This is a genomic window from Pseudomonas hormoni (assembly GCF_018502625.1).
Taxonomy (GTDB): Bacteria; Pseudomonadota; Gammaproteobacteria; order Pseudomonadales; family Pseudomonadaceae; genus Aquipseudomonas; species Aquipseudomonas hormoni.
This window is the reverse complement of the sequence record NZ_CP075566.1, coordinates 4,164,546-4,182,333: the sequence shown is the minus strand read 5'-3', so window position 1 is coordinate 4,182,333 and position 17,788 is coordinate 4,164,546. Positions and strand designations below refer to the sequence as shown.

The 17,788-nt window shown below is 59.1% G+C and carries 16 protein-coding genes, 4 tRNA genes and 1 riboswitch; of the genes, 15 read left to right on the top strand and 5 right to left on the bottom strand.

Going from position 1 to position 17,788, the window contains the following annotated elements; translation table 11 throughout:
* The first annotated feature begins 27 nt into the window (after positions 1 to 27).
* The 6 genes from aruF to astE all read left to right on the top strand — a co-directional run bounded on the left by aruF (position 28) and on the right by astE (position 6,452).
* Positions 28 to 1,047: an arginine/ornithine succinyltransferase subunit alpha gene (gene aruF / locus KJF94_RS19490; protein ID WP_214378000.1), complete on the top strand. Its 1,020-nt coding sequence runs from the start codon at positions 28 to 30 to the stop codon at positions 1,045 to 1,047.
* A 70-nt stretch (positions 1,048 to 1,117) separates the two neighbouring features.
* Positions 1,118 to 2,143, top strand: coding sequence for an arginine N-succinyltransferase (astA, locus tag KJF94_RS19485; RefSeq protein ID WP_214377998.1), 1,026 nt, complete (start codon positions 1,118 to 1,120; stop codon positions 2,141 to 2,143).
* Positions 2,140 to 3,609 carry a succinylglutamate-semialdehyde dehydrogenase gene (gene astD / locus KJF94_RS19480; RefSeq protein WP_214384911.1) on the top strand — a complete coding sequence of 490 codons (1,470 nt, stop codon included), beginning with the start codon at positions 2,140 to 2,142 and terminating at the stop codon, positions 3,607 to 3,609. The genes astA and astD overlap by 4 nt, the downstream gene beginning before the upstream one ends.
* Positions 3,610 to 3,774: 165 nt before the next feature.
* Positions 3,775 to 5,121, top strand: coding sequence for an N-succinylarginine dihydrolase (gene astB, locus KJF94_RS19475; RefSeq protein ID WP_214377996.1), 1,347 nt, complete (start codon positions 3,775 to 3,777; stop codon positions 5,119 to 5,121).
* 20 nt (positions 5,122 to 5,141) lie between these two features.
* Complete coding sequence (locus KJF94_RS19470) at positions 5,142 to 5,429, top strand: hypothetical protein (RefSeq protein WP_027923932.1); 288 nt, start codon at positions 5,142 to 5,144, stop codon at positions 5,427 to 5,429.
* Between the two features lie 12 nt (positions 5,430 to 5,441).
* Positions 5,442 to 6,452: a succinylglutamate desuccinylase gene (gene astE, locus KJF94_RS19465; protein ID WP_214377994.1), complete on the top strand. Its 1,011-nt coding sequence runs from the start codon at positions 5,442 to 5,444 to the stop codon at positions 6,450 to 6,452.
* Positions 6,453 to 6,572: 120 nt separating this feature from the next.
* On the opposite strand, the gene KJF94_RS19460 is transcribed toward astE, so the two are convergent.
* On the bottom strand, positions 6,573 to 7,082 hold the full coding sequence (locus tag KJF94_RS19460; protein WP_214377992.1) for a 6,7-dimethyl-8-ribityllumazine synthase: 510 nt from the start codon (positions 7,080 to 7,082) through the stop codon (positions 6,573 to 6,575).
* A gap of 102 nt (positions 7,083 to 7,184) precedes the next feature.
* A riboswitch (FMN riboswitch) is annotated at positions 7,185 to 7,355 on the bottom strand.
* Between the two features lie 197 nt (positions 7,356 to 7,552).
* Between KJF94_RS19460 and ltaE the strand changes: the two genes are divergently transcribed.
* From ltaE to KJF94_RS19425, 7 genes are all read left to right on the top strand, one after another.
* Positions 7,553 to 8,557, top strand: a complete 1,005-nt coding sequence (ltaE, locus tag KJF94_RS19455; protein WP_214377990.1) for a low-specificity L-threonine aldolase — start codon at positions 7,553 to 7,555, stop codon at positions 8,555 to 8,557.
* A 146-nt stretch (positions 8,558 to 8,703) separates the two neighbouring features.
* Positions 8,704 to 11,328 (top strand): alanine--tRNA ligase, encoded by a 2,625-nt coding sequence (gene alaS, locus KJF94_RS19450; RefSeq protein ID WP_214377988.1) that lies wholly within the window; start codon positions 8,704 to 8,706, stop codon positions 11,326 to 11,328.
* A gap of 91 nt (positions 11,329 to 11,419) precedes the next feature.
* Positions 11,420 to 12,661, top strand: a complete 1,242-nt coding sequence (locus tag KJF94_RS19445) for an aspartate kinase (RefSeq protein WP_031319071.1) — start codon at positions 11,420 to 11,422, stop codon at positions 12,659 to 12,661.
* A gap of 186 nt (positions 12,662 to 12,847) precedes the next feature.
* Positions 12,848 to 13,036 carry a carbon storage regulator CsrA gene (csrA, locus tag KJF94_RS19440; protein ID WP_002554426.1) on the top strand — a complete coding sequence of 63 codons (189 nt, stop codon included), beginning with the start codon at positions 12,848 to 12,850 and terminating at the stop codon, positions 13,034 to 13,036.
* 62 nt (positions 13,037 to 13,098) lie between these two features.
* A tRNA-Ser gene (locus KJF94_RS19435) sits at positions 13,099 to 13,189 on the top strand.
* Between the two features lie 108 nt (positions 13,190 to 13,297).
* Positions 13,298 to 13,374 (top strand) — tRNA-Arg (locus tag KJF94_RS19430).
* Positions 13,375 to 13,445: 71 nt separating this feature from the next.
* Positions 13,446 to 13,522: transfer RNA gene (locus KJF94_RS19425), tRNA-Arg, on the top strand.
* Positions 13,523 to 13,541: 19 nt separating this feature from the next.
* Here KJF94_RS19425 and KJF94_RS19420 read toward each other — a convergent pair.
* Complete coding sequence (locus KJF94_RS19420) at positions 13,542 to 14,060, bottom strand: cell envelope protein SmpA (RefSeq protein WP_214377986.1); 519 nt, start codon at positions 14,058 to 14,060, stop codon at positions 13,542 to 13,544.
* A gap of 320 nt (positions 14,061 to 14,380) precedes the next feature.
* Here KJF94_RS19420 and mgtE point away from each other — a divergent pair, with 320 nt between their 5' ends.
* Positions 14,381 to 15,823 carry a magnesium transporter gene (gene mgtE, locus KJF94_RS19415; RefSeq protein ID WP_214377984.1) on the top strand — a complete coding sequence of 481 codons (1,443 nt, stop codon included), beginning with the start codon at positions 14,381 to 14,383 and terminating at the stop codon, positions 15,821 to 15,823.
* 100 nt (positions 15,824 to 15,923) lie between these two features.
* Here mgtE and KJF94_RS19410 read toward each other — a convergent pair whose 3' ends face one another.
* From KJF94_RS19410 to KJF94_RS19400, 3 genes are all read right to left on the bottom strand, one after another.
* Positions 15,924 to 16,250 carry an Arc family DNA-binding protein gene (locus tag KJF94_RS19410; RefSeq protein ID WP_003178899.1) on the bottom strand — a complete coding sequence of 109 codons (327 nt, stop codon included), beginning with the start codon at positions 16,248 to 16,250 and terminating at the stop codon, positions 15,924 to 15,926.
* Between the two features lie 554 nt (positions 16,251 to 16,804).
* A complete protein-coding gene (locus KJF94_RS19405; protein ID WP_214377983.1) occupies positions 16,805 to 16,984 on the bottom strand; it encodes a PA3371 family protein in 180 nt (59 codons plus the stop codon).
* 22 nt (positions 16,985 to 17,006) lie between these two features.
* Entirely contained in the window at positions 17,007 to 17,240 is a 234-nt protein-coding gene (locus KJF94_RS19400) for a hypothetical protein (RefSeq protein ID WP_214377981.1), read from the bottom strand.
* Between the two features lie 292 nt (positions 17,241 to 17,532).
* Here KJF94_RS19400 and KJF94_RS19395 point away from each other — a divergent pair.
* Positions 17,533 to 17,609: transfer RNA gene (locus KJF94_RS19395), tRNA-Arg, on the top strand.
* Positions 17,610 to 17,788: the final 179 nt, after the last annotated feature.

Below are 17,788 nucleotides of genomic sequence, written 5' to 3'. Positions count from 1 at the left end.
TAAGTTCTGAGATTAAGGAGTGACACCATGCTGGTGATGCGCCCCGCGCAAATGGCTGATCTGGGCGAGGTACAGCGTCTGGCTGCGGACAGCCCGATTGGTGTCACTTCCTTGCCGGATGACGTTGAACGCCTGAGCGACAAGATCGCCGCGAGCGAAGCTTCGTTCTCCGCCGAAGTCAGCTTCAATGGTGAAGAGAGCTATTTCTTCGTCCTCGAAGACACCGCCACCGGCAAACTGGTGGGCTGTTCTGCCATCGTGGCGTCAGCCGGTTATTCGGAGCCGTTCTACAGCTTCCGCAATGAAACCTTCGTGCACGCTTCCCGCGAGTTGAAGATTCATAACAAGATTCACGTGCTCTCCCAGTGCCACGACCTGACCGGCAACAGTTTGCTGACCAGTTTCTACGTACAGCGCGAGTTGGTGGGGTCGCCTTGGGCCGAGCTCAACTCCCGTGGTCGCTTGCTGTTCGTGGCCAGCCATCCGGAGCGCTTTGCCGATTCCGTGGTGACCGAGATCGTCGGTTACAGCGACGAAAACGGCGACTCGCCGTTCTGGGACGCCATCGGTCGCAACTTCTTCGACCTTAATTACGCCGAGGCCGAGCGCCTGTGCGGTCTGAAGAGCCGAACCTTCCTCGCCGAATTGATGCCGCATTACCCGATCTACGTGCCGCTGCTGCCGGACTCCGCGCAAGAAGCGATGGGCCAGGTGCACCCACGGGCGCAGATCACCTTCGACATCCTGATGCGCGAAGGCTTCGAGACCGATCACTACATCGACATTTTCGACGGCGGCCCGACCCTGCATGCGCGTGTTTCGGGGATCCGTTCGATCGCCCAGAGCCGTGTGGTTCCGGTGAAAATCGGCGAGCCGGTCAAAGGCGCCGGTCGTCAATACCTAGTGTCCAACGCCCAGTTGCAGGATTACCGCGCCGTGTTGCTCGAGCTCGATTACGCGCCGGGCAAACCCGTGACCCTGGACCTGGAAGCAGCCGAGGCCCTGGGCGTCGGTGAAGGTGCGAGCGTGCGCCTGGTGGCGGTTTAACGACTGCTTTTAATGCCTGAAAAGCAGAGAGTTTCGCGGGTGGCGCAAGCGGCCCGTTTGAGGAGATAGCATGATCGTTCGTCCCGTACGCAGCAGCGATTTACCCGCTCTGATCGACCTGGCCCGCAGCACCGGCACCGGCCTGACCACCTTGCCGGCCAACGAAGAGCGTCTGGCCCATCGGGTCGGCTGGGCCGAGAAGACCTTTCGCGGCGAAGCCGGGCGGGGCGACGCGGACTACCTGTTCGTGCTCGAAGACGACGATGGTCGAGTGGTGGGTATTTCCGCCATTGCCGGCGCCGTCGGTCTGCGTGAACCCTGGTACAACTTCCGGGTTGGCCTGACGGTCAGCGCCTCGCAAGAGCTGAACATCTACCGCGAAATCCCGACGCTGTTCCTGGCCAACGACCTGACCGGCAACTCCGAACTGTGCTCGCTGTTCCTGCACGCCGATTACCGCACGGGCCTCAACGGTCGCATGCTGGCCAAGGCGCGGATGCTGTTCATCGCGGAGTTCCCGCAGCTGTTCGGCAACAAGATCATCGCCGAGATGCGCGGTGTGTCTGACGAAGCCGGGCGTTCGCCGTTCTGGGAAAGCCTGGGTCGGCACTTCTTCAAGATGGAATTCAGCCAGGCCGATTACCTGACTGGCGTGGGCAACAAGGCGTTCATCGCCGAGCTGATGCCGAAATTCCCGCTGTACACCTGCTTCCTGTCGCCGGATGCGCGCAACGTGATCGGTCAGGTTCACCCCGACACCGAGCCGGCGCTGTCGATGCTCAAGAGCGAAGGTTTCAGCTACCAAGGCTACGTCGACATCTTCGACGCCGGCCCGGCGGTCGAGTGCGAAACCGGCAAGATCCGCGCGGTGCGCGACAGCCAGGCGCTGGTGTTGGCCATTGGCACGCCGGGTGACGATGCCACGCCTTTCCTGATTCACAACCGCAAGCGCGAAGACTGCCGGATCACTGCCGCACCAGCACGCTTCGCCGCCGGCACGTTGGTCGTCGATCCACAGACCGCCAAACGTCTTCAACTCAACGCCGGCGATCAGGTTCGCGCCGTTCCGTTGTCTGCTGCTCGGGAGTCGAAATAATGAATTCGCTATACATCGCAGGTGAATGGCTTGCCGGTCAGGGCGAAGCCTTCCAGTCGCTGAACCCGGTGACCCAGCAAGTGCTGTGGGCCGGCGAGGGCGCTACCGCCGCTCAGGTTGAATCGGCCGTGCAAGCGGCGCGTCAGGCGTTTCCGGGCTGGGCCCGTCGTACCCTGGATGAACGCATCACCGTGCTGGAGGCTTTTGCCGCAGCGCTGAAAAACAACGCTGACGAGCTGGCGCGTTGCATCGGTGAAGAAACCGGTAAACCGCTGTGGGAGTCGGCGACTGAAGTGACCAGCATGGTCAACAAGATTGCGATCTCGGTGCAGAGCTATCGTGAACGCACCGGCGAGAAGAGCGGCCCGCTGGGCGACGCCACCGCCGTGTTGCGCCACAAGCCGCATGGCGTGGTCGCAGTGTTCGGTCCTTACAATTTCCCCGGTCACTTGCCCAACGGTCACATCGTGCCGGCGCTGCTGGCCGGTAACAGCGTGCTGTTCAAGCCGAGCGAGCTGACCCCGAAAGTTGCCGAATTGACGGTCAAGTGCTGGATCGAAGCCGGTCTGCCGGCAGGCGTGTTGAACCTGCTGCAAGGCGCTCGTGAAACCGGTATCGCCCTGGCGGCGAACCCAGGCATCGACGGTCTGTTCTTCACGGGTTCGAGCCGCACCGGCAATCACTTGCACCAGCAGTTTGCTGGTCGACCGGACAAGATCCTGGCGCTGGAGATGGGCGGTAACAACCCGCTGGTGGTCGATGAAGTGGCCGATCTTGATGCCGCGGTTTACACCATCATTCAGTCGGCGTTCATTTCCGCCGGTCAGCGTTGCACCTGTGCTCGCCGCTTGCTGGTGCCGCAGGGCGCCTGGGGCGACACGCTGTTGGCGCGTCTGGTGGCGGTCAGCTCGACGATTGAAGTCGGTGCCTTCGATCAGCAACCGGCGCCGTTCATGGGCTCGGTGATTTCCCTCGGCGCTGCGAAAGCCTTGATGGACGCGCAGGAACATCTGCTGGCCAATGGCGCCGTGGCGCTGCTGGAAATGACTCAGCCTCAGGCGCAAGCCGCGCTGCTGACGCCGGGCATTCTGGATGTAACGGCAGTGGCCGATCGTCCTGACGAAGAGCTGTTCGGCCCGCTGCTGCAAGTGATCCGCTACGCTGATTTTGAAGCGGCGATCGCTGAAGCCAACGACACCGACTATGGCCTGGCGGCCGGTCTGCTGTCGGATTCCGAAGCGCGTTATCAGCAGTTCTGGCTGGAAAGCCGTGCCGGTATCGTCAACTGGAACAAGCAGCTGACCGGTGCTGCGAGCAGCGCACCTTTCGGCGGTGTCGGTGCCTCGGGCAACCATCGCGCGAGCGCCTACTACGCGGCAGATTACTGCGCGTACCCGGTGGCCTCGCTGGAAACGCCGAGCCTGGTGTTGCCTGCGGCCCTTACGCCAGGCGTGAAGATGGCGTGATGCCCTTTCGCGGGCAAGCCTCGCTCCTACAGGTTTTGTGTCGTTCGCATGATCGGCGCACACCACAAACCTGTAGGAGCGAGGCTTGCCCGCGAAGGCCGCGCCTCGGTCTGACTGAATGTTTACCAGATGCCTATAACAACAGATTCTCGTGGAGCCTCGCTGATGAAATCCTATGAAGTCAATTTTGACGGTCTAGTGGGGCCGACCCATAACTACGGCGGCCTGTCCTACGGCAACGTCGCGTCCCAGAGCAACAGCCAGCAGTCTTCGAACCCGAAGGAAGCCGCGCTGCAAGGCCTGGCGAAAATGAAAGCGCTGATGGAAATGGGCTTTCAACAAGGCGTGCTGGCGCCACAAGAGCGCCCTGACGTGGCGGCTTTGCGCCGACTGGGCTTCAGCGGCACCGACGCGCAAGTGATCGAGCAAGCCGCCAAAGACGCAATGCCGTTGCTGGTCGCCAGCTGCTCGGCGTCGAGCATGTGGGTGGCCAACGCCGCCACGGTCAGCCCGAGTGCCGACACCGCCGACGGTCGCGTGCATTTCACTGCCGCCAACCTCAACTGCAAATACCACCGCAGCATCGAACACCCGACCACCAGCCGCGTGCTGGGCGCGATGTTCGCTGACCAGAAGCACTTCGCTCACCACGCCGCGTTGCCGGCGGTGGCGCAGTTCGGCGACGAAGGCGCGGCCAACCACACCCGTTTCTGCCGTGAATACGGTGAAGCCGGCGTCGAGTTCTTCGTGTTCGGTCGCAGCGCATTTGACACCCGCTACCCGGCGCCGCAGAAGTACCCGGCGCGCCAGACTCTCGAAGCGTCGCAAGCGGTTGCCCGTCTGCACGGCTTGAGCGATGACGGCGTCGTTTACGCGCAGCAGAACCCTTCGGTGATCGATCAGGGCGTGTTCCACAACGACGTGATCGCGGTGGGTAACGGCGAAGTGCTGTTCTATCACGAGGACGCGTTCCTCGACACCGACCAGATGCTGGCCGAGCTGCAAGGCAAACTCGCCAAGGTCGGCGGGAAATTCCAGTCGATCTGCGTTCCGCGTTCTGCGGTCACCGTGGAAGACGCGGTACGTTCCTACCTGTTCAACAGCCAACTGCTGTCGCGTCCTGATGGCTCGATGCTGTTGATCGTGCCGGAAGAATGCCGTGGCAACGAGCGCGTCTGGCAGTACCTGCAAAGCCTGACCAGCTCTGGCGGCCTGATCCGCGAAGTCAAAGTTTTTGATTTGAAGCAAAGCATGCAGAACGGCGGTGGCCCGGCGTGCCTGCGTTTGCGCGTCGCACTGAACGAAACCGAACTGGCAGCCGTCAACCCAGGGGTTATCATGACGGCACCGTTGTACGGCACGCTGACCGAATGGGTCGACAAGCACTACCGCGACCGCATGACCGAAAACGATCTCGCGGACCCGCAATTGCTGCTTGAGTGCCGGACGGCACTGGATGAACTGACGCAAATCCTTAAACTGGGCGCGGTTTATCCATTCCAGATCAATTGAACGTCGAGAGCGTAAAACACATGAGCGATACCCTGCAGCTGATCCTTGAAGACACCGACGGCACGCAACTGGAAACGTCCTGCACCCGCGTCGCGGTCCTGTGGCAAGGCAAAGAGCTGTGGATTCAGCACGACGGCCGTGGCCAACTGCTGATCGGCGTGGACGTCGAAGAAGGTGACGCTGAATACGCAAACCTGCTGCTGCGCCCATTGGCGACTAATCTGGTAAGTCTGCAACTGGAAATGGAACCGGCTGAAGTCGGTGACGAAGACCACGTGCACGGCCCGGATTGCGCACACGACCACTAAGGAAACCGCTCTATGCTCGCCCTCGGCAAACTGCTTGAACTGACCCTCGCCGGCCGCGAACCGGCGGAGAAGACTCAACTGACTGTCGAAGGCGTGCGGATGCGCTGGTTGAGCGAAGGTGCGCTGGAAGTCCGGCCACCTGAAGCTCGGGACAACGGCCTGGACCTGCTGCTGTCAGCCGGGATCCATGGCAACGAAACAGCGCCGATCGAGTTGCTTGATCGCCTGTTGCATGACATCGCCCGCGGCGACTTGAAGCCGCGCGCACGCATTCTGTTCCTGTTCGGCAACCCGGAAGCGATTCGCAAGGGCGAGCGTTTCATCGAGCAGGACGTCAATCGGCTGTTCAACGGCCGCCACGAACAAACCAGCGGTTCCGAAGCCCTGCGCGCCTGTGAACTGGAGCGACTGGCGGCCAGTTTCTTCAGCCTGCCGGATCGTGAGCGTCTGCACTACGACCTGCACACGGCGATTCGTGGCTCGAAAATCGAGCAGTTCGCTTTGTATCCGTGGAAAGAAGGTCACCAGCATTCCCGTCAGGAACTGGCTCGCTTGCGTGCCGCCGGTATGGAAGCGGTGCTGCTGCAAAACAAACCGTCCATCGTTTTCAGCTCCTACACCTACGACAAGCTCGGCGCCGAGTCTTTCACCCTGGAGCTGGGCAAGGCGCGGCCGTTCGGGCAGAACGATGGCGTCAACGTCTCCCTGCTGGAAACCCGCCTCAAACAGATCATCGAAGGCACCGAGCCGGAGCTGACCGAAGCGGCGCTGGATGGGTTGCAGTTGTTCAGCGTGGCGCGGGAAATCATCAAGCACAGCGACAGCTTCCGCTTGAACCTGCCAGCGGACATCGAGAACTTCTCGGAGTTGGAAGTGGGTTATCTGCTGGCCGAAGACATCGCCCAGACACGGTGGATCATCGAGGAAGAGGGTGCCCGGATCATCTTCCCGAACCCTAAGGTCAAGAATGGCCTGCGCGCCGGCATCCTGATCGTGCCGACCACCGACGACAACCTCGCCTGAGCACAACACAAACCAATGTGGGAGCTAGCCTGCTAGCGATTGCAATGTGTCAGTCACCCTGGATGTCGACTGATACTCCGCTATCGCCAGCAGACTAGCTCCCACAGTTATGTCCGGTGTTTAGACGGCTACGGCAAGCGGCTCGGTGCGGCGCAGTGCACGAACCTTCTGCAGGGTGTCGGCGCAAGTCTTCGCCGCTTCCTGACCCTTGTGCACAAAGTGATCGAAGAAGAACTTCTGATGCTCTTCGCCAGCGTGGAAGTGGTGCGGGGTCAGGGAAACCGAGAACACCGGCACTTCGGTTTCCAGTTGAACCTGCATCAGGCCGCTGACGACTGACTGGGCCACAAACTCATGACGGTAGATCCCGCCATCCACCACCAGGGCGGCCGCGACGATACCGGCATAACGTCCGGTCTTGGCCAGCAACTTGGCGTGCAGGGGCATTTCAAAGGCGCCGCCGACTTCGAAGAAATCGATCTCCGACTCCTGATAACCCTGGGCAATCATTTCAGCGACGAAGCCCTTACGGCTCTGGTCGACGATTTCCTTGTGCCAGCAGGCCTGAATGAACGCAACGCGCTCGCCCTGATGGTTTTTGCTTTTGCTGTCGATTGCGGTGGGTTGCATGTTCTGACTCCTGTTTATGTAAAAAACAGGGCATATGAATCGAATGGGATTTAAGGGTACGCACGCTCGCACGAATGCCCGCGGACGGCCCTTTGGCGCCAATCCCGTTCTCTCTTCATCCGGACTATGACCGTCGGCCCCGGGATCACACCGGGTCTGCTGACCTTGTCGCCAGTCACCGCCGAAGCCGTGCTGTCGCCAAGCGCTCGCGGGCTATGCGCATTGCGCGCAATTACCGCCGGTGGGGAGTTGCACCCCGCCCTGAGAACGTTTTGCCGCCAGATTGTCTGGCGGCGCAGCGTTTTTAACACATATTTCGCCCCTGTGCATTGCGGCTATCTGATGATTGCTATCGACTTTTTCGTCGGATCAAGCAGCCTTTTCCTGACCAAGGGTTGATTATTCGTCGGCATGACCGCAGTAATTCCTTCCTGAAAGGGATTTTCCCCCTGCTTACCGAGGCCAGATTCATGAGTGTTATCGATCTTCGCAGCGACACCGTCACCCAACCGACCTCAGGGATGCTCCACGCGATGGCCAACGCGGCTACCGGTGACGACGTCTACGGCGAAGATCCGACCGTCAATCGACTGGAAGCCGAGCTTGCCAATCGGTTGGGTTTTGCCGCGGCGCTGTTCGTGCCGACGGGCACCATGAGCAACCTGCTGGGCCTGATGGCCCACTGCGAACGCGGTGACGAGTACATCGTCGGCCAGCAGGCCCACACCTATAAGTATGAAGGTGGCGGTGCGGCGGTGCTCGGATCGATCCAGCCACAGCCGCTGGAAGTGCAGGCCGATGGCTCGCTGGACCTTTCGCAGGTCGCCGCAGCGATCAAGCCGGACGACTTCCATTTCGCTCGTACCCGCTTGCTGGCGCTGGAAAACACCATGCAGGGCAAGGTTCTGCCACTGGAATACCTGGCCCGGGCCCGCAGCTTCACCCGTGAACACGGTCTGGCCCTGCACCTGGACGGCGCTCGCCTGTATAACGCCGCCGTCAAACTGGGTGTCGATGCCCGTGAAATCACGCAGTATTTCGATTCGGTCTCGGTCTGCCTGTCCAAAGGCCTGGGCGCGCCGATCGGTTCGGTGCTGTGCGGCTCGGTGGAGTTGATCGGTAAGGCGCGACGCCTGCGCAAGATGGTCGGCGGCGGCATGCGTCAGGCCGGTATTCTGGCGGCGGCAGGTTTGTATGCCCTGGATAAAAACGTTCACCGCCTGGCCGACGACCACGCCAATGCACAGTTTTTGGCCGACGGGCTACGTAAGGCCGGTTACAGCGTCGAGCCGGTGCAGACCAACATGGTTTACGTGCAAATGGGCGATCAGGCCGAGGCGATCAAAGCCTTTGCCGCCGAGCGCGGGATCAAGTTGAGCGCTGCCAGTCGCCTTAGGATGGTCACGCACATGGACGTCAGCCGAACTCAAATCGAGCAAGTCGTCGCGACATTCGTCGAGTTTTCGCGCAACTGACAGCGTTAGCCGTCCAATTGACCGTTTCTATCGTATAAACACGCTGTACCCCGCGCGCAGGGCCGATATAATGCGGCCCTTTGCCGTCGCTTCGTCTGTTGACGTTTCGCACAGGCCTTTGGCCGCAGCCTCCGTGGAAGAACCTAATGAAAAGCGCAGAAATCCGTGAAGCCTTCCTTCGCTTCTTCGAAGAGCAAGGCCACACCCGTGTAGCCTCCAGCTCTTTGATTCCGGGCAACGACCCAACCCTGCTGTTCACTAACGCGGGGATGAACCAGTTCAAGGACTGCTTCCTGGGCCAGGAAAAGCGCGCGTACACCCGCGCCGTTTCCAGCCAGAAATGCGTGCGCGCCGGCGGCAAGCACAACGACCTGGAAAACGTCGGTTATACCGCCCGTCACCACACCTTCTTCGAAATGCTGGGTAACTTCAGCTTCGGTGATTACTTCAAGCGCGATGCGATCACCTACGCCTGGAACTTCCTGACCTCCGACAAGTGGCTGAACCTGCCGAAAGAAAAGCTCTGGGTCACCGTCTACGCCAGCGATGACGAGGCCTACGACATCTGGACCAAGGAAATCGGCGTTCCAGCCGAGCGCATGGTTCGCATCGGCGACAACAAAGGCGCGCCGTACGCGTCCGACAACTTCTGGACCATGGGCGATACCGGCCCGTGCGGCCCTTGCACCGAGATTTTCTACGATCACGGCGCCGACATCTGGGGCGGCCCACCGGGCTCGCCGGAAGAAGACGGCGACCGTTACATCGAAATCTGGAACAACGTGTTCATGCAGTTCAACCGCACCGCCGATGGCGTGTTGCACCCGCTGCCAGCACCGTCGGTCGACACCGGCATGGGCCTGGAGCGGATCAGTGCCGTGCTGCAGCATGTTCACTCGAACTATGAAATCGACCTGTTCCAGAGCCTGCTGAGTGCATCGGCCAAGGCCATCGGCTGCACCAACGACGCACAGGCTTCCCTGAAAGTCGTGGCCGACCACATTCGTTCCTGCGGTTTCCTGATTGCCGACGGCGTGCTGCCGTCCAACGAAGGCCGCGGCTACGTGCTGCGCCGGATCATCCGTCGCGCCTGCCGTCACGGCAACAAACTGGGGGCCAAGGGCAGCTTCTTCTACCAGATCGTTGCGGCCCTGGTCGCCGAAATGGGCGAAGCGTTCCCTGAGCTGAAATCCCAGCAGGCGCACATCGAACGCGTGCTGAAAGCCGAAGAAGAGCAGTTCTCCAAGACCCTGGAGCACGGCCTGAAGATCCTCGAGCAGGATCTGGCCGAACTCAAGGGCGACGTGGTGCCGGGCGACGTGGTGTTCAAACTCTACGACACCTACGGTTTCCCGATGGACCTGACCGGCGACATCGCTCGCGAGCGCAGCCTGACCATCGACGAAGAAGGCTTCGAACGCGAAATGGAAGCCCAGCGCGTCCGTGCCCGTTCCGCCAGTTCCTTCGGCCTGGACTACAACAGCCTGGTCAAGGTTGACGTGGCCACCGAGTTCACCGGTTACAAAGCCACCAGCGGTTCGGCGAAAGTCGTTGCTCTCTATAAAGACGGGCAGTCGGTCGACGTTCTGAGTGAGGGCGAAGAGGGCGTGGTCGTTCTCGATCAGACCCCGTTCTACGCTGAATCCGGTGGTCAGATCGGCGATTGCGGTTATCTGCGATCGAGCAGCGGCCGTTTCGACGTGCGTGACACCACCAAAACCGGCGGCGCGTTCCTGCACCACGGCGTACTGGCTTCGGGCAGCCTGTTGATCGGCGCTCCGGTTGAAACCCATGTTGAAGCCGACGTACGTCACGCCACTTCGTTGAACCACTCGGCCACTCACTTGCTGCACGCCGCGCTGCGTAAAGTGCTGGGCGACCACGTTCAGCAGAAAGGCTCGTTGGTCGACAGCCAGCGCCTGCGCTTTGACTTCAGCCACTTCGAAGCCATCAAGCCTGAGCAGTTGAAGGCGCTGGAAGACATCGTCAACGCCGAGATTCGCAAGAACTCCGCCGTTGAAACCGAAGAAACCGACATCGAAACCGCCAAGAAGAAAGGCGCGATGGCGCTGTTTGGCGAGAAGTACGGCGACAACGTGCGCGTGCTGAGCATGGGCGGCGATTTCTCCGTCGAACTGTGCGGCGGTATCCACGCCAACCGTACCGGCGACATCGGCCTGCTGAAAATCATCAGCGAAGGCGGTGTGGCTTCGGGCGTGCGTCGTATCGAAGCGGTCACCGGCGCCGCAGCGCTGGCATACTTGAACGCAGCGGAAGAACAACTCAAGGAAGCGGCCAACCTGGTCAAGGGCAGCCGCGACAACCTGATCGACAAGCTGTCGGCTGTGCTGGAGCGCAACCGTCTGCTGGAGAAGCAACTCGAGCAGTTGCAAGCCAAGGCTGCCAGCGCGGCGGGCGACGATCTGTCGGCCTCTGCCCTGGACGTCAAGGGTGTGAAAGTGCTGGCCGTGCGTCTGGACGGTCAGGACGGCAAGGCGCTGCTGGCGCTGGTCGATCAACTGAAAAACAAACTCGGCCGCGCAGTGATCCTGCTCGGCAGTGTCCATGAGGAAAAGGTCGTTCTGGTTGCAGGCGTAACCAAAGACCTGACTGGCCAACTCAAAGCCGGTGATTTGATGAAGCAAGCCGCTGCAGCAGTGGGCGGGAAGGGCGGTGGTCGTCCGGACATGGCGCAGGGCGGTGGTACTGACGCTGGCGCACTGGATGCCGCATTGGCCCTGACCGTTCCATTTGTAGAGCAGGGTTTATAAGGCAGTGTGTCCGGCCCGCGGTCTAGTGGCGGGCCGGAACGCTGTTTGAGTGATTATTTGGGCGCCCTTCATGGGCAGAGGCGGCTTTGAAATGGCTTTGATCGTACAGAAATTTGGAGGCACCTCGGTCGGCACTGTCGAGAGAATCGAGCAGGTCGCCGACAAGGTTAAGAAATTCCGCGATGCCGGCGATGACCTGGTGGTTGTGCTGTCTGCAATGAGCGGCGAAACCAACCGTCTGATCGATCTGGCCAAGCAAATCAGTGGCGACGGCCAACCGGTTCCGCGTGAGCTGGACGTGATCGTCTCCACCGGTGAGCAGGTGACGATTGCCCTGCTGGCCATGGCGCTGATCAAGCGCGGTGTGCCAGCGGTGTCCTACACCGGCAACCAGGTGCGGATTCTGACGGACAGCGCGCACAATAAAGCGCGTATCTTGCAGATTGATGACCAGAAGATTCGCGGTGATCTGAAAGCAGGTCGCGTGGTGGTTGTCGCCGGTTTCCAGGGCGTCGACGAGCACGGCAACATCACCACCCTCGGTCGTGGCGGTTCCGACACCACCGGCGTAGCGCTGGCGGCAGCCTTGAAGGCTGACGAATGCCAGATCTACACCGATGTCGACGGCGTCTACACCACCGACCCGCGTGTGGTGTCCGTGGCCCAGCGCCTGGACAAGATTACCTTCGAAGAGATGCTGGAAATGGCCAGCCTCGGTTCCAAGGTGTTGCAGATCCGTGCGGTCGAGTTCGCCGGCAAGTACAACGTTCCGCTGCGCGTACTGCACAGCTTCAAGGAGGGTCCGGGCACCCTCATTACTATTGATGAAGAGGAAACCATGGAACAGCCGATCATTTCCGGCATCGCTTTCAATCGCGATGAAGCCAAGCTGACCATCCGTGGCGTGCCAGACACCCCGGGCGTTGCATTCAAGATTCTCGGCCCGATCAGCGCCGCGAACATCGAAGTCGATATGATCGTGCAGAACGTTGCGCACGATAACACCACCGACTTCACCTTCACCGTGCACCGCAATGACTTCCAGGCCGCGCAAACCGTGCTGGAAAACACCGCTCGCGAGATCGGTGCCCGCGAAGTCGTTGGCGACATCAAGATCGCGAAGGTCTCGATCGTCGGCGTCGGCATGCGCTCCCACGCAGGCGTGGCCAGCCGCATGTTCGAATCCCTGGCGAAAGAAAGCATCAACATCCAGATGATCTCGACCTCGGAAATCAAAGTCTCCGTGGTGATCGAAGAGAAGTACCTGGAACTGGCTGTGCGCGCTCTGCACACGGCTTTCGAACTGGACGCACCGGCCCGACAGGGCGAGTGATGCGTTTGCCGAAGGGCGCGGTCTGACCGCGCCCTTTTGTTTTTTGAATGGCACGGCCCGAAGCTGTTCTTTTGTCCGCGCTAGTCAATACTCAGGCATGTAGGGCTGCGATCGTTCAGGTTGTAGGTCGAGTGCCTTTTTTTTGCAGACTGTTGTCCCTGAAATGAAATGCGTGAGGAGAAAGGTATGCTGATTCTGACTCGTCGGTGCGCAGAAAGCCTGATTATTGGTGATGGCGAAATCACCGTGACCGTGCTCGGCGTTAAAGGAAATCAAGTGCGTATCGGTGTCAACGCCCCGAAAGAGGTTGCGGTCCACCGTGAGGAAATTTACCTGCGTATAAAGAAAGAGAAGGACGAAGAACCAAGCCATTAATTTTTATCGTTTTTTATGTTTGCAAACGGGGAAGAAGCTGGTTAATATACGCCCCGTGTTGCGGAGAGCTGGCCGAGTGGCCGAAGGCGCTCCCCTGCTAAGGGAGTACACCTCAAAAGGGTGTCGGGGGTTCGAATCCCCCGTTCTCCGCCATTATTTGCGTAGTACGTTGTAATCTGGCTTTTTCGGTAAGTTGTTGAAATTACTAGAAAAAAGCGCTTTACATAGAGATTAAACGGCCTATAATGCGCGGCAACAAATGCACTCGTAGCTCAGCTGGATAGAGTACTCGGCTACGAACCGAGCGGTCACAGGTTCGAATCCTGTCGAGTGCACCATTTAAGAGTTGTTTGCAGCAATGTGAATAGCTTGGCTTCAACCAGTTGTGATCTGGTATAAAACCACAAATGCACTCGTAGCTCAGCTGGATAGAGTACTCGGCTACGAACCGAGCGGTCACAGGTTCGAATCCTGTCGAGTGCACCAAACACCAAAAAGCCCGCGTTTAACGCGGGCTTTTTGCCGTCTGGGTTTTGGCTTTTCCCTTGGTACATCCTTTCTCATCGAACTCGACGTGAGCACTGCGACCCAGCCTGGTGTCGTAACGGTAGCTCGTGGCCGAATTGCGCACCGTGATCTTGTCGGGCTTGCCTAGCGCGCTTTCGACATCCTGCTGACTCATGCCGGCAACCACCCGTTGATTGATGATTGCTTCCCGTCGCTCCCGCGCATTAATCACGTTCCCGCATTTGTCCTCGGTCTGGCCGACGACTGTCGGCTCCCGCCTCTTGTTTTTCATACCTGATGTTTCACGCGTGTCCGCTTCCGGCATAAGGGCCATCGTGCTGCCGGGAGTAAAGGTGCGCACCTCCTGGAGCGAAAAGCTGTCGCCGGTCCCACAACTCAATGTGGTGAATGTGATGCGGCCGTTGGCTGCTTCGCATCGGTGAACGGTTGCAGCAAATGTCTCGAGCGGCAGGCAGAACAGGGCGATCAGCAAAAAATACTGTGCATTCAATAGCATCAAACGTCCTCCATGACGGTCTGACTCAAGGGTAGTCGTTACATTTTTCAGCGGTGGTGTGTTTTCTTTTCAGAATGAGTCGTCGCATTTTCATGGATCAGGATGACGCTCAGGTTTGTCTCGCAAGCGCTTGTTTCAGCCAAGATTTTTTAACGTTTAAAACCGTCGGGCGGTGTATCATTGCGCCCGTCAGCCCCGCCGGGGCTTGTGGAATACCTCCATGGACTTACCCAGTAGTAACTCAGTAAACCGTTTTTCCAATCATGAATTGACTGATTGATCCTTCCGGCGAGCCCCGCTGCTGGGAGTGGAGTTCGCCTATGTCCGAAGTTGAAGTAAAGAAAACGCAAGAGAGCCTGCAGGACCGCCTCGCTCAAGTCGTTGAGCTGTTGCAGCGTCAGCGGGTGGTCGAAGATTTGACTCACCGCCAGGAAGGCCCGCATCACGACCGGGTCGAGAATCTGGTTCACCGGCAAAACCTCGTCGAGCTGCAACGCAAGCTCGATGACCTGCACTCCGCCGACGTCGCCTACATCCTTGAAGCCCTGCCGCTGGACGACCGTCTGACGCTCTGGCAATTGGTCAAGGCTGATCGCGACGGCGACATCCTGCTTGAAGTCTCCGACTCGGTGCGTGAAACCCTGATCGCCGACATGGACGATCACGAGCTCCTGGCCGCGGCCAAGGACATGGATGCCGACGAGCTGGCTGACCTGGCCTCCGAGCTGCCGCGAGACGTCGTCCACGAGCTGATGGAAACCCTCGACGGTCAACAGCGTGAGCGCGTTCGCTCCGCGTTGTCCTATGACGAGGAGCAGGTCGGTGCGCTGATGGACTTCGAGATGGTGACGATCCGTGAGGACGTCAGTCTCGAAGTGGTTTTGCGTTACCTGCGCCGGCTCAAGGAGCTGCCAGGTCACACTGACAAACTGTTTGTGGTCGATTACGACGGCGTGCTCAAGGGCGTGTTGCCAATCAAGCGTCTGTTGGTCAACGACCCGGAAAAGCAAGTTTCGGAAGTCATGGCCAGCGATCCGGTGAGTTTTCACCCGGACGAAGATGCCTACGATGCCGCACAAGCGTTCGAACGTTATGACTTGATCTCGGCGCCTGTGGTCGACAAGAACGGCAAGCTGATCGGCCGTCTGACCATCGATGAAATGGTCGACCTGATTCGTGAAGAGAGCGAAAACGAAGTTCTCAACATGGCGGGTCTACGGGAAGAAGAAGATATTTTCGCGTCGGTCTGGAAATCCCTGCGTAACCGCTGGGCCTGGCTGGCGGTCAACCTGATCACCGCGTTCATTGCCTCCCGCGTGATCGGTTTGTTCGAAGGCTCGATTGAGAAACTGGTGGCGCTGGCGGCATTGATGCCGATCGTAGCGGGTATCGGCGGCAACTCGGGTAACCAGACCATCACCATGATCGTTCGCGCCATGGCGCTGGACCAGGTGAGTACCGGCAACACGTCACGCCTGATGCGCAAGGAGTTGGCCGTAGGCCTGATCAATGGCCTGGTGTGGGGCGGCGTGATCGGTGTTGTCGCCTACATGCTGTACGGCAGTTGGTCGCTTGGCGTGGTGATGACCGCCGCCATGACGCTTAACCTGTTGCTGGCGGCGTTGATGGGGGTGTTGATCCCCATGACCCTGGCGAAGATGGGGCGCGATCCGGCGATGGGCGCCAGCGTGATGATCACGGCTATGACAGACAGTGGTGGCTTCTTTATCTTCCTTGGGCTGGCGACCATCTTCCTGCTCTGATTTCCAGATATGAAAAACCCGCCTATCGGCGGGTTTTTTTGTGCCCGAATTTCAGGCAAAAAAAAGCCAGCAATTATGCTGGCTCGAGCTTTCGGATGAATCAGGATGCGTCTGCGGCCATTTCGGCGTCATGGGCAATCAGCGAAACAAGTGCGTTTTGCTGGCGATGAGAAAGTTGGCGGAAGCGTTGCAGCAGTTCGCGTTCGTGCAGTGACAGCTCCGGGCTGTCCAGGCGCATGCTCAACTCTTCACCCAATGCGCCTTCCTGAATAAGACTCTGCTCAAGGCGCGCAATGATTTCGGAGTTCATGCTGCGATGATGATTGCGAGCCACCTCGGCAATGCGTTCACGCATTCCGTCTGGCAGACGTACGACGAACTTGTCAGCCGTACGGCTGGAATAAATTGCCTGTTTCAATGGGCGCATATATTTAACCGGTTAGTTCAGGGGAGCGGTTCTCGGGATTGGCCGCACGATGTCTGATAGGACAAGGACTCTGGCCAAATGTTCAACCTGAATTGATAGAGGCTCGCATCATGCCTCAAAGTAGCCAGTTCATTGGCGTCAATTCTGTGACAAATATTGAACTGGATGCCGGCGTTATGCCAGCACCAATTATCAGAAATGCAGACTGGTTTTGAAATGTTTGCCCAGTCTGTATCTCTGGCGGCGTCCTGTTGCCCGTGATGTCCGAAGACACCTGAAGCACATGCCATGCGGAGTCGATCACGATTCCTTACCTTGTACAGGATAGTGGCAAATGGCCGATTTACTAGTGGCAACCACGTCATGGAGGCTAATTCAGGATGGATGGCAGACTGATTTACTTGAAGAGTCCTCCGGGTTTTGCAGGACAGTCTCTTTGAGGTAGCTCGAAAGCGTCTGCAGGCCAAATGCTGCGAAGAGGTGCGAAGAGGTGCGGAGGATAATTACGAGGGCGGCTTCGCGCTGGACTGCCCATCTGTTGAATCTGCTGCGAGTCAGCGCAAGACCGGGTCGAACTTGATCTTGCGGCCAGCGATCAGCGCCAGAACGAACAGTGCGCTGAAAACGCCGCAGGCAATGAGGGGCAGGGTGACAACCGAGTCCTGGACCAGTGACAAATGAAGAATGCCGCTCAGTAGGGCAAGGATGAAAAATCCTGCGGCTGATTTGGACATGCTGTGCTCCTGAGGGGGTTGTTCAAAATACCAGGCGTTCTGAAGACGGCGCCGGCAGCAGGATATTTTCCTGGCTCACTTCCTGACTGACAAAGCCGTGCTGATCGCTCAGCACCGCCAATTGCGGCGCCCTCTGTACTTGAAGGTAATGGGGCATGCGTTGGGCGACCGGCTCGGCGCCGCTCTCGGGGGCAAAGTGAAAGCCCAGCAAGACCGCCAGAGCGATTGCGTTCGAGAGTAAAAGGGCGCTGTTCATGAGGCTGGCCTCCGTTGTTCTTGAGAACAGCTAAAGCAGCCGACGTGCCAAGAGTCTAACGCCTATTAAATCCTTTAAAAACAATAAATTAGGAAGTTCACGAGAAGAGCCTGCATTGCAATTTGCAATGATGGCTTTTTGCGGTGATGCAATTTGCACGGTAAACAAATCCCTCGCTGTCGAGGGGCGCCTGCCTACACTTAAAAAGCGCTAAGGACGACATGACAAACGCAGACCCGCCCGTTAACATGCACGCCGTCCATCGCGCCGCGTTTTCTCGCGGGCGACTTGTGTCTCAGTAGCTCAATTGGATAGAGCATCCCCCTCCTAAGGGGAAGGTTGGCAGTTCGAACCTGCCCTGGGACACCATCAAATTCCAGCCCTTCGGCTGTCAAGAAAGCCCCGCCAGGATCCAGCATCCGGCGGGGCTTTTTCGTGCGCGCTCACCCGCCGATGTGCCGATGCCTCACCACCAGGAAATTCAGGGTGCTGGGGCGCATCAAACTCGGGCCCAATTGCGCGATCGCACTCCCATTTCTTCAAGTGAA

Excerpts from the sequence above, each read along its gene's own strand:
- KJF94_RS19410 (WP_003178899.1), bottom strand. The coding sequence starts at position 16,250 with ATGCGCCCATTGAAACAGGCAATTTATTCCAGCCGTACGGCTGACAAG.
- KJF94_RS19470 (WP_027923932.1), top strand. The coding sequence starts at position 5,142 with ATGAGCGATACCCTGCAGCTGATCCTTGAAGACACCGACGGCACGCAA.
- KJF94_RS19460 (WP_214377992.1), bottom strand. The coding sequence starts at position 7,082 with ATGCAACCCACCGCAATCGACAGCAAAAGCAAAAACCATCAGGGCGAG.
- KJF94_RS19445 (WP_031319071.1), top strand. The coding sequence starts at position 11,420 with ATGGCTTTGATCGTACAGAAATTTGGAGGCACCTCGGTCGGCACTGTC.
- KJF94_RS19400 (WP_214377981.1), bottom strand. The coding sequence starts at position 17,240 with ATGAACAGCGCCCTTTTACTCTCGAACGCAATCGCTCTGGCGGTCTTG.
- astB (WP_214377996.1), top strand. The coding sequence starts at position 3,775 with ATGAAATCCTATGAAGTCAATTTTGACGGTCTAGTGGGGCCGACCCAT.
- astA (WP_214377998.1), top strand. The coding sequence starts at position 1,118 with ATGATCGTTCGTCCCGTACGCAGCAGCGATTTACCCGCTCTGATCGAC.
- KJF94_RS19420 (WP_214377986.1), bottom strand. The coding sequence starts at position 14,060 with ATGCTATTGAATGCACAGTATTTTTTGCTGATCGCCCTGTTCTGCCTG.
- csrA (WP_002554426.1), top strand. The coding sequence starts at position 12,848 with ATGCTGATTCTGACTCGTCGGTGCGCAGAAAGCCTGATTATTGGTGAT.
- ltaE (WP_214377990.1), top strand. The coding sequence starts at position 7,553 with ATGAGTGTTATCGATCTTCGCAGCGACACCGTCACCCAACCGACCTCA.
- mgtE (WP_214377984.1), top strand. The coding sequence starts at position 14,381 with ATGTCCGAAGTTGAAGTAAAGAAAACGCAAGAGAGCCTGCAGGACCGC.
- aruF (WP_214378000.1), top strand. The coding sequence starts at position 28 with ATGCTGGTGATGCGCCCCGCGCAAATGGCTGATCTGGGCGAGGTACAG.
- astE (WP_214377994.1), top strand. The coding sequence starts at position 5,442 with ATGCTCGCCCTCGGCAAACTGCTTGAACTGACCCTCGCCGGCCGCGAA.
- KJF94_RS19405 (WP_214377983.1), bottom strand. The coding sequence starts at position 16,984 with ATGTCCAAATCAGCCGCAGGATTTTTCATCCTTGCCCTACTGAGCGGC.
- alaS (WP_214377988.1), top strand. The coding sequence starts at position 8,704 with ATGAAAAGCGCAGAAATCCGTGAAGCCTTCCTTCGCTTCTTCGAAGAG.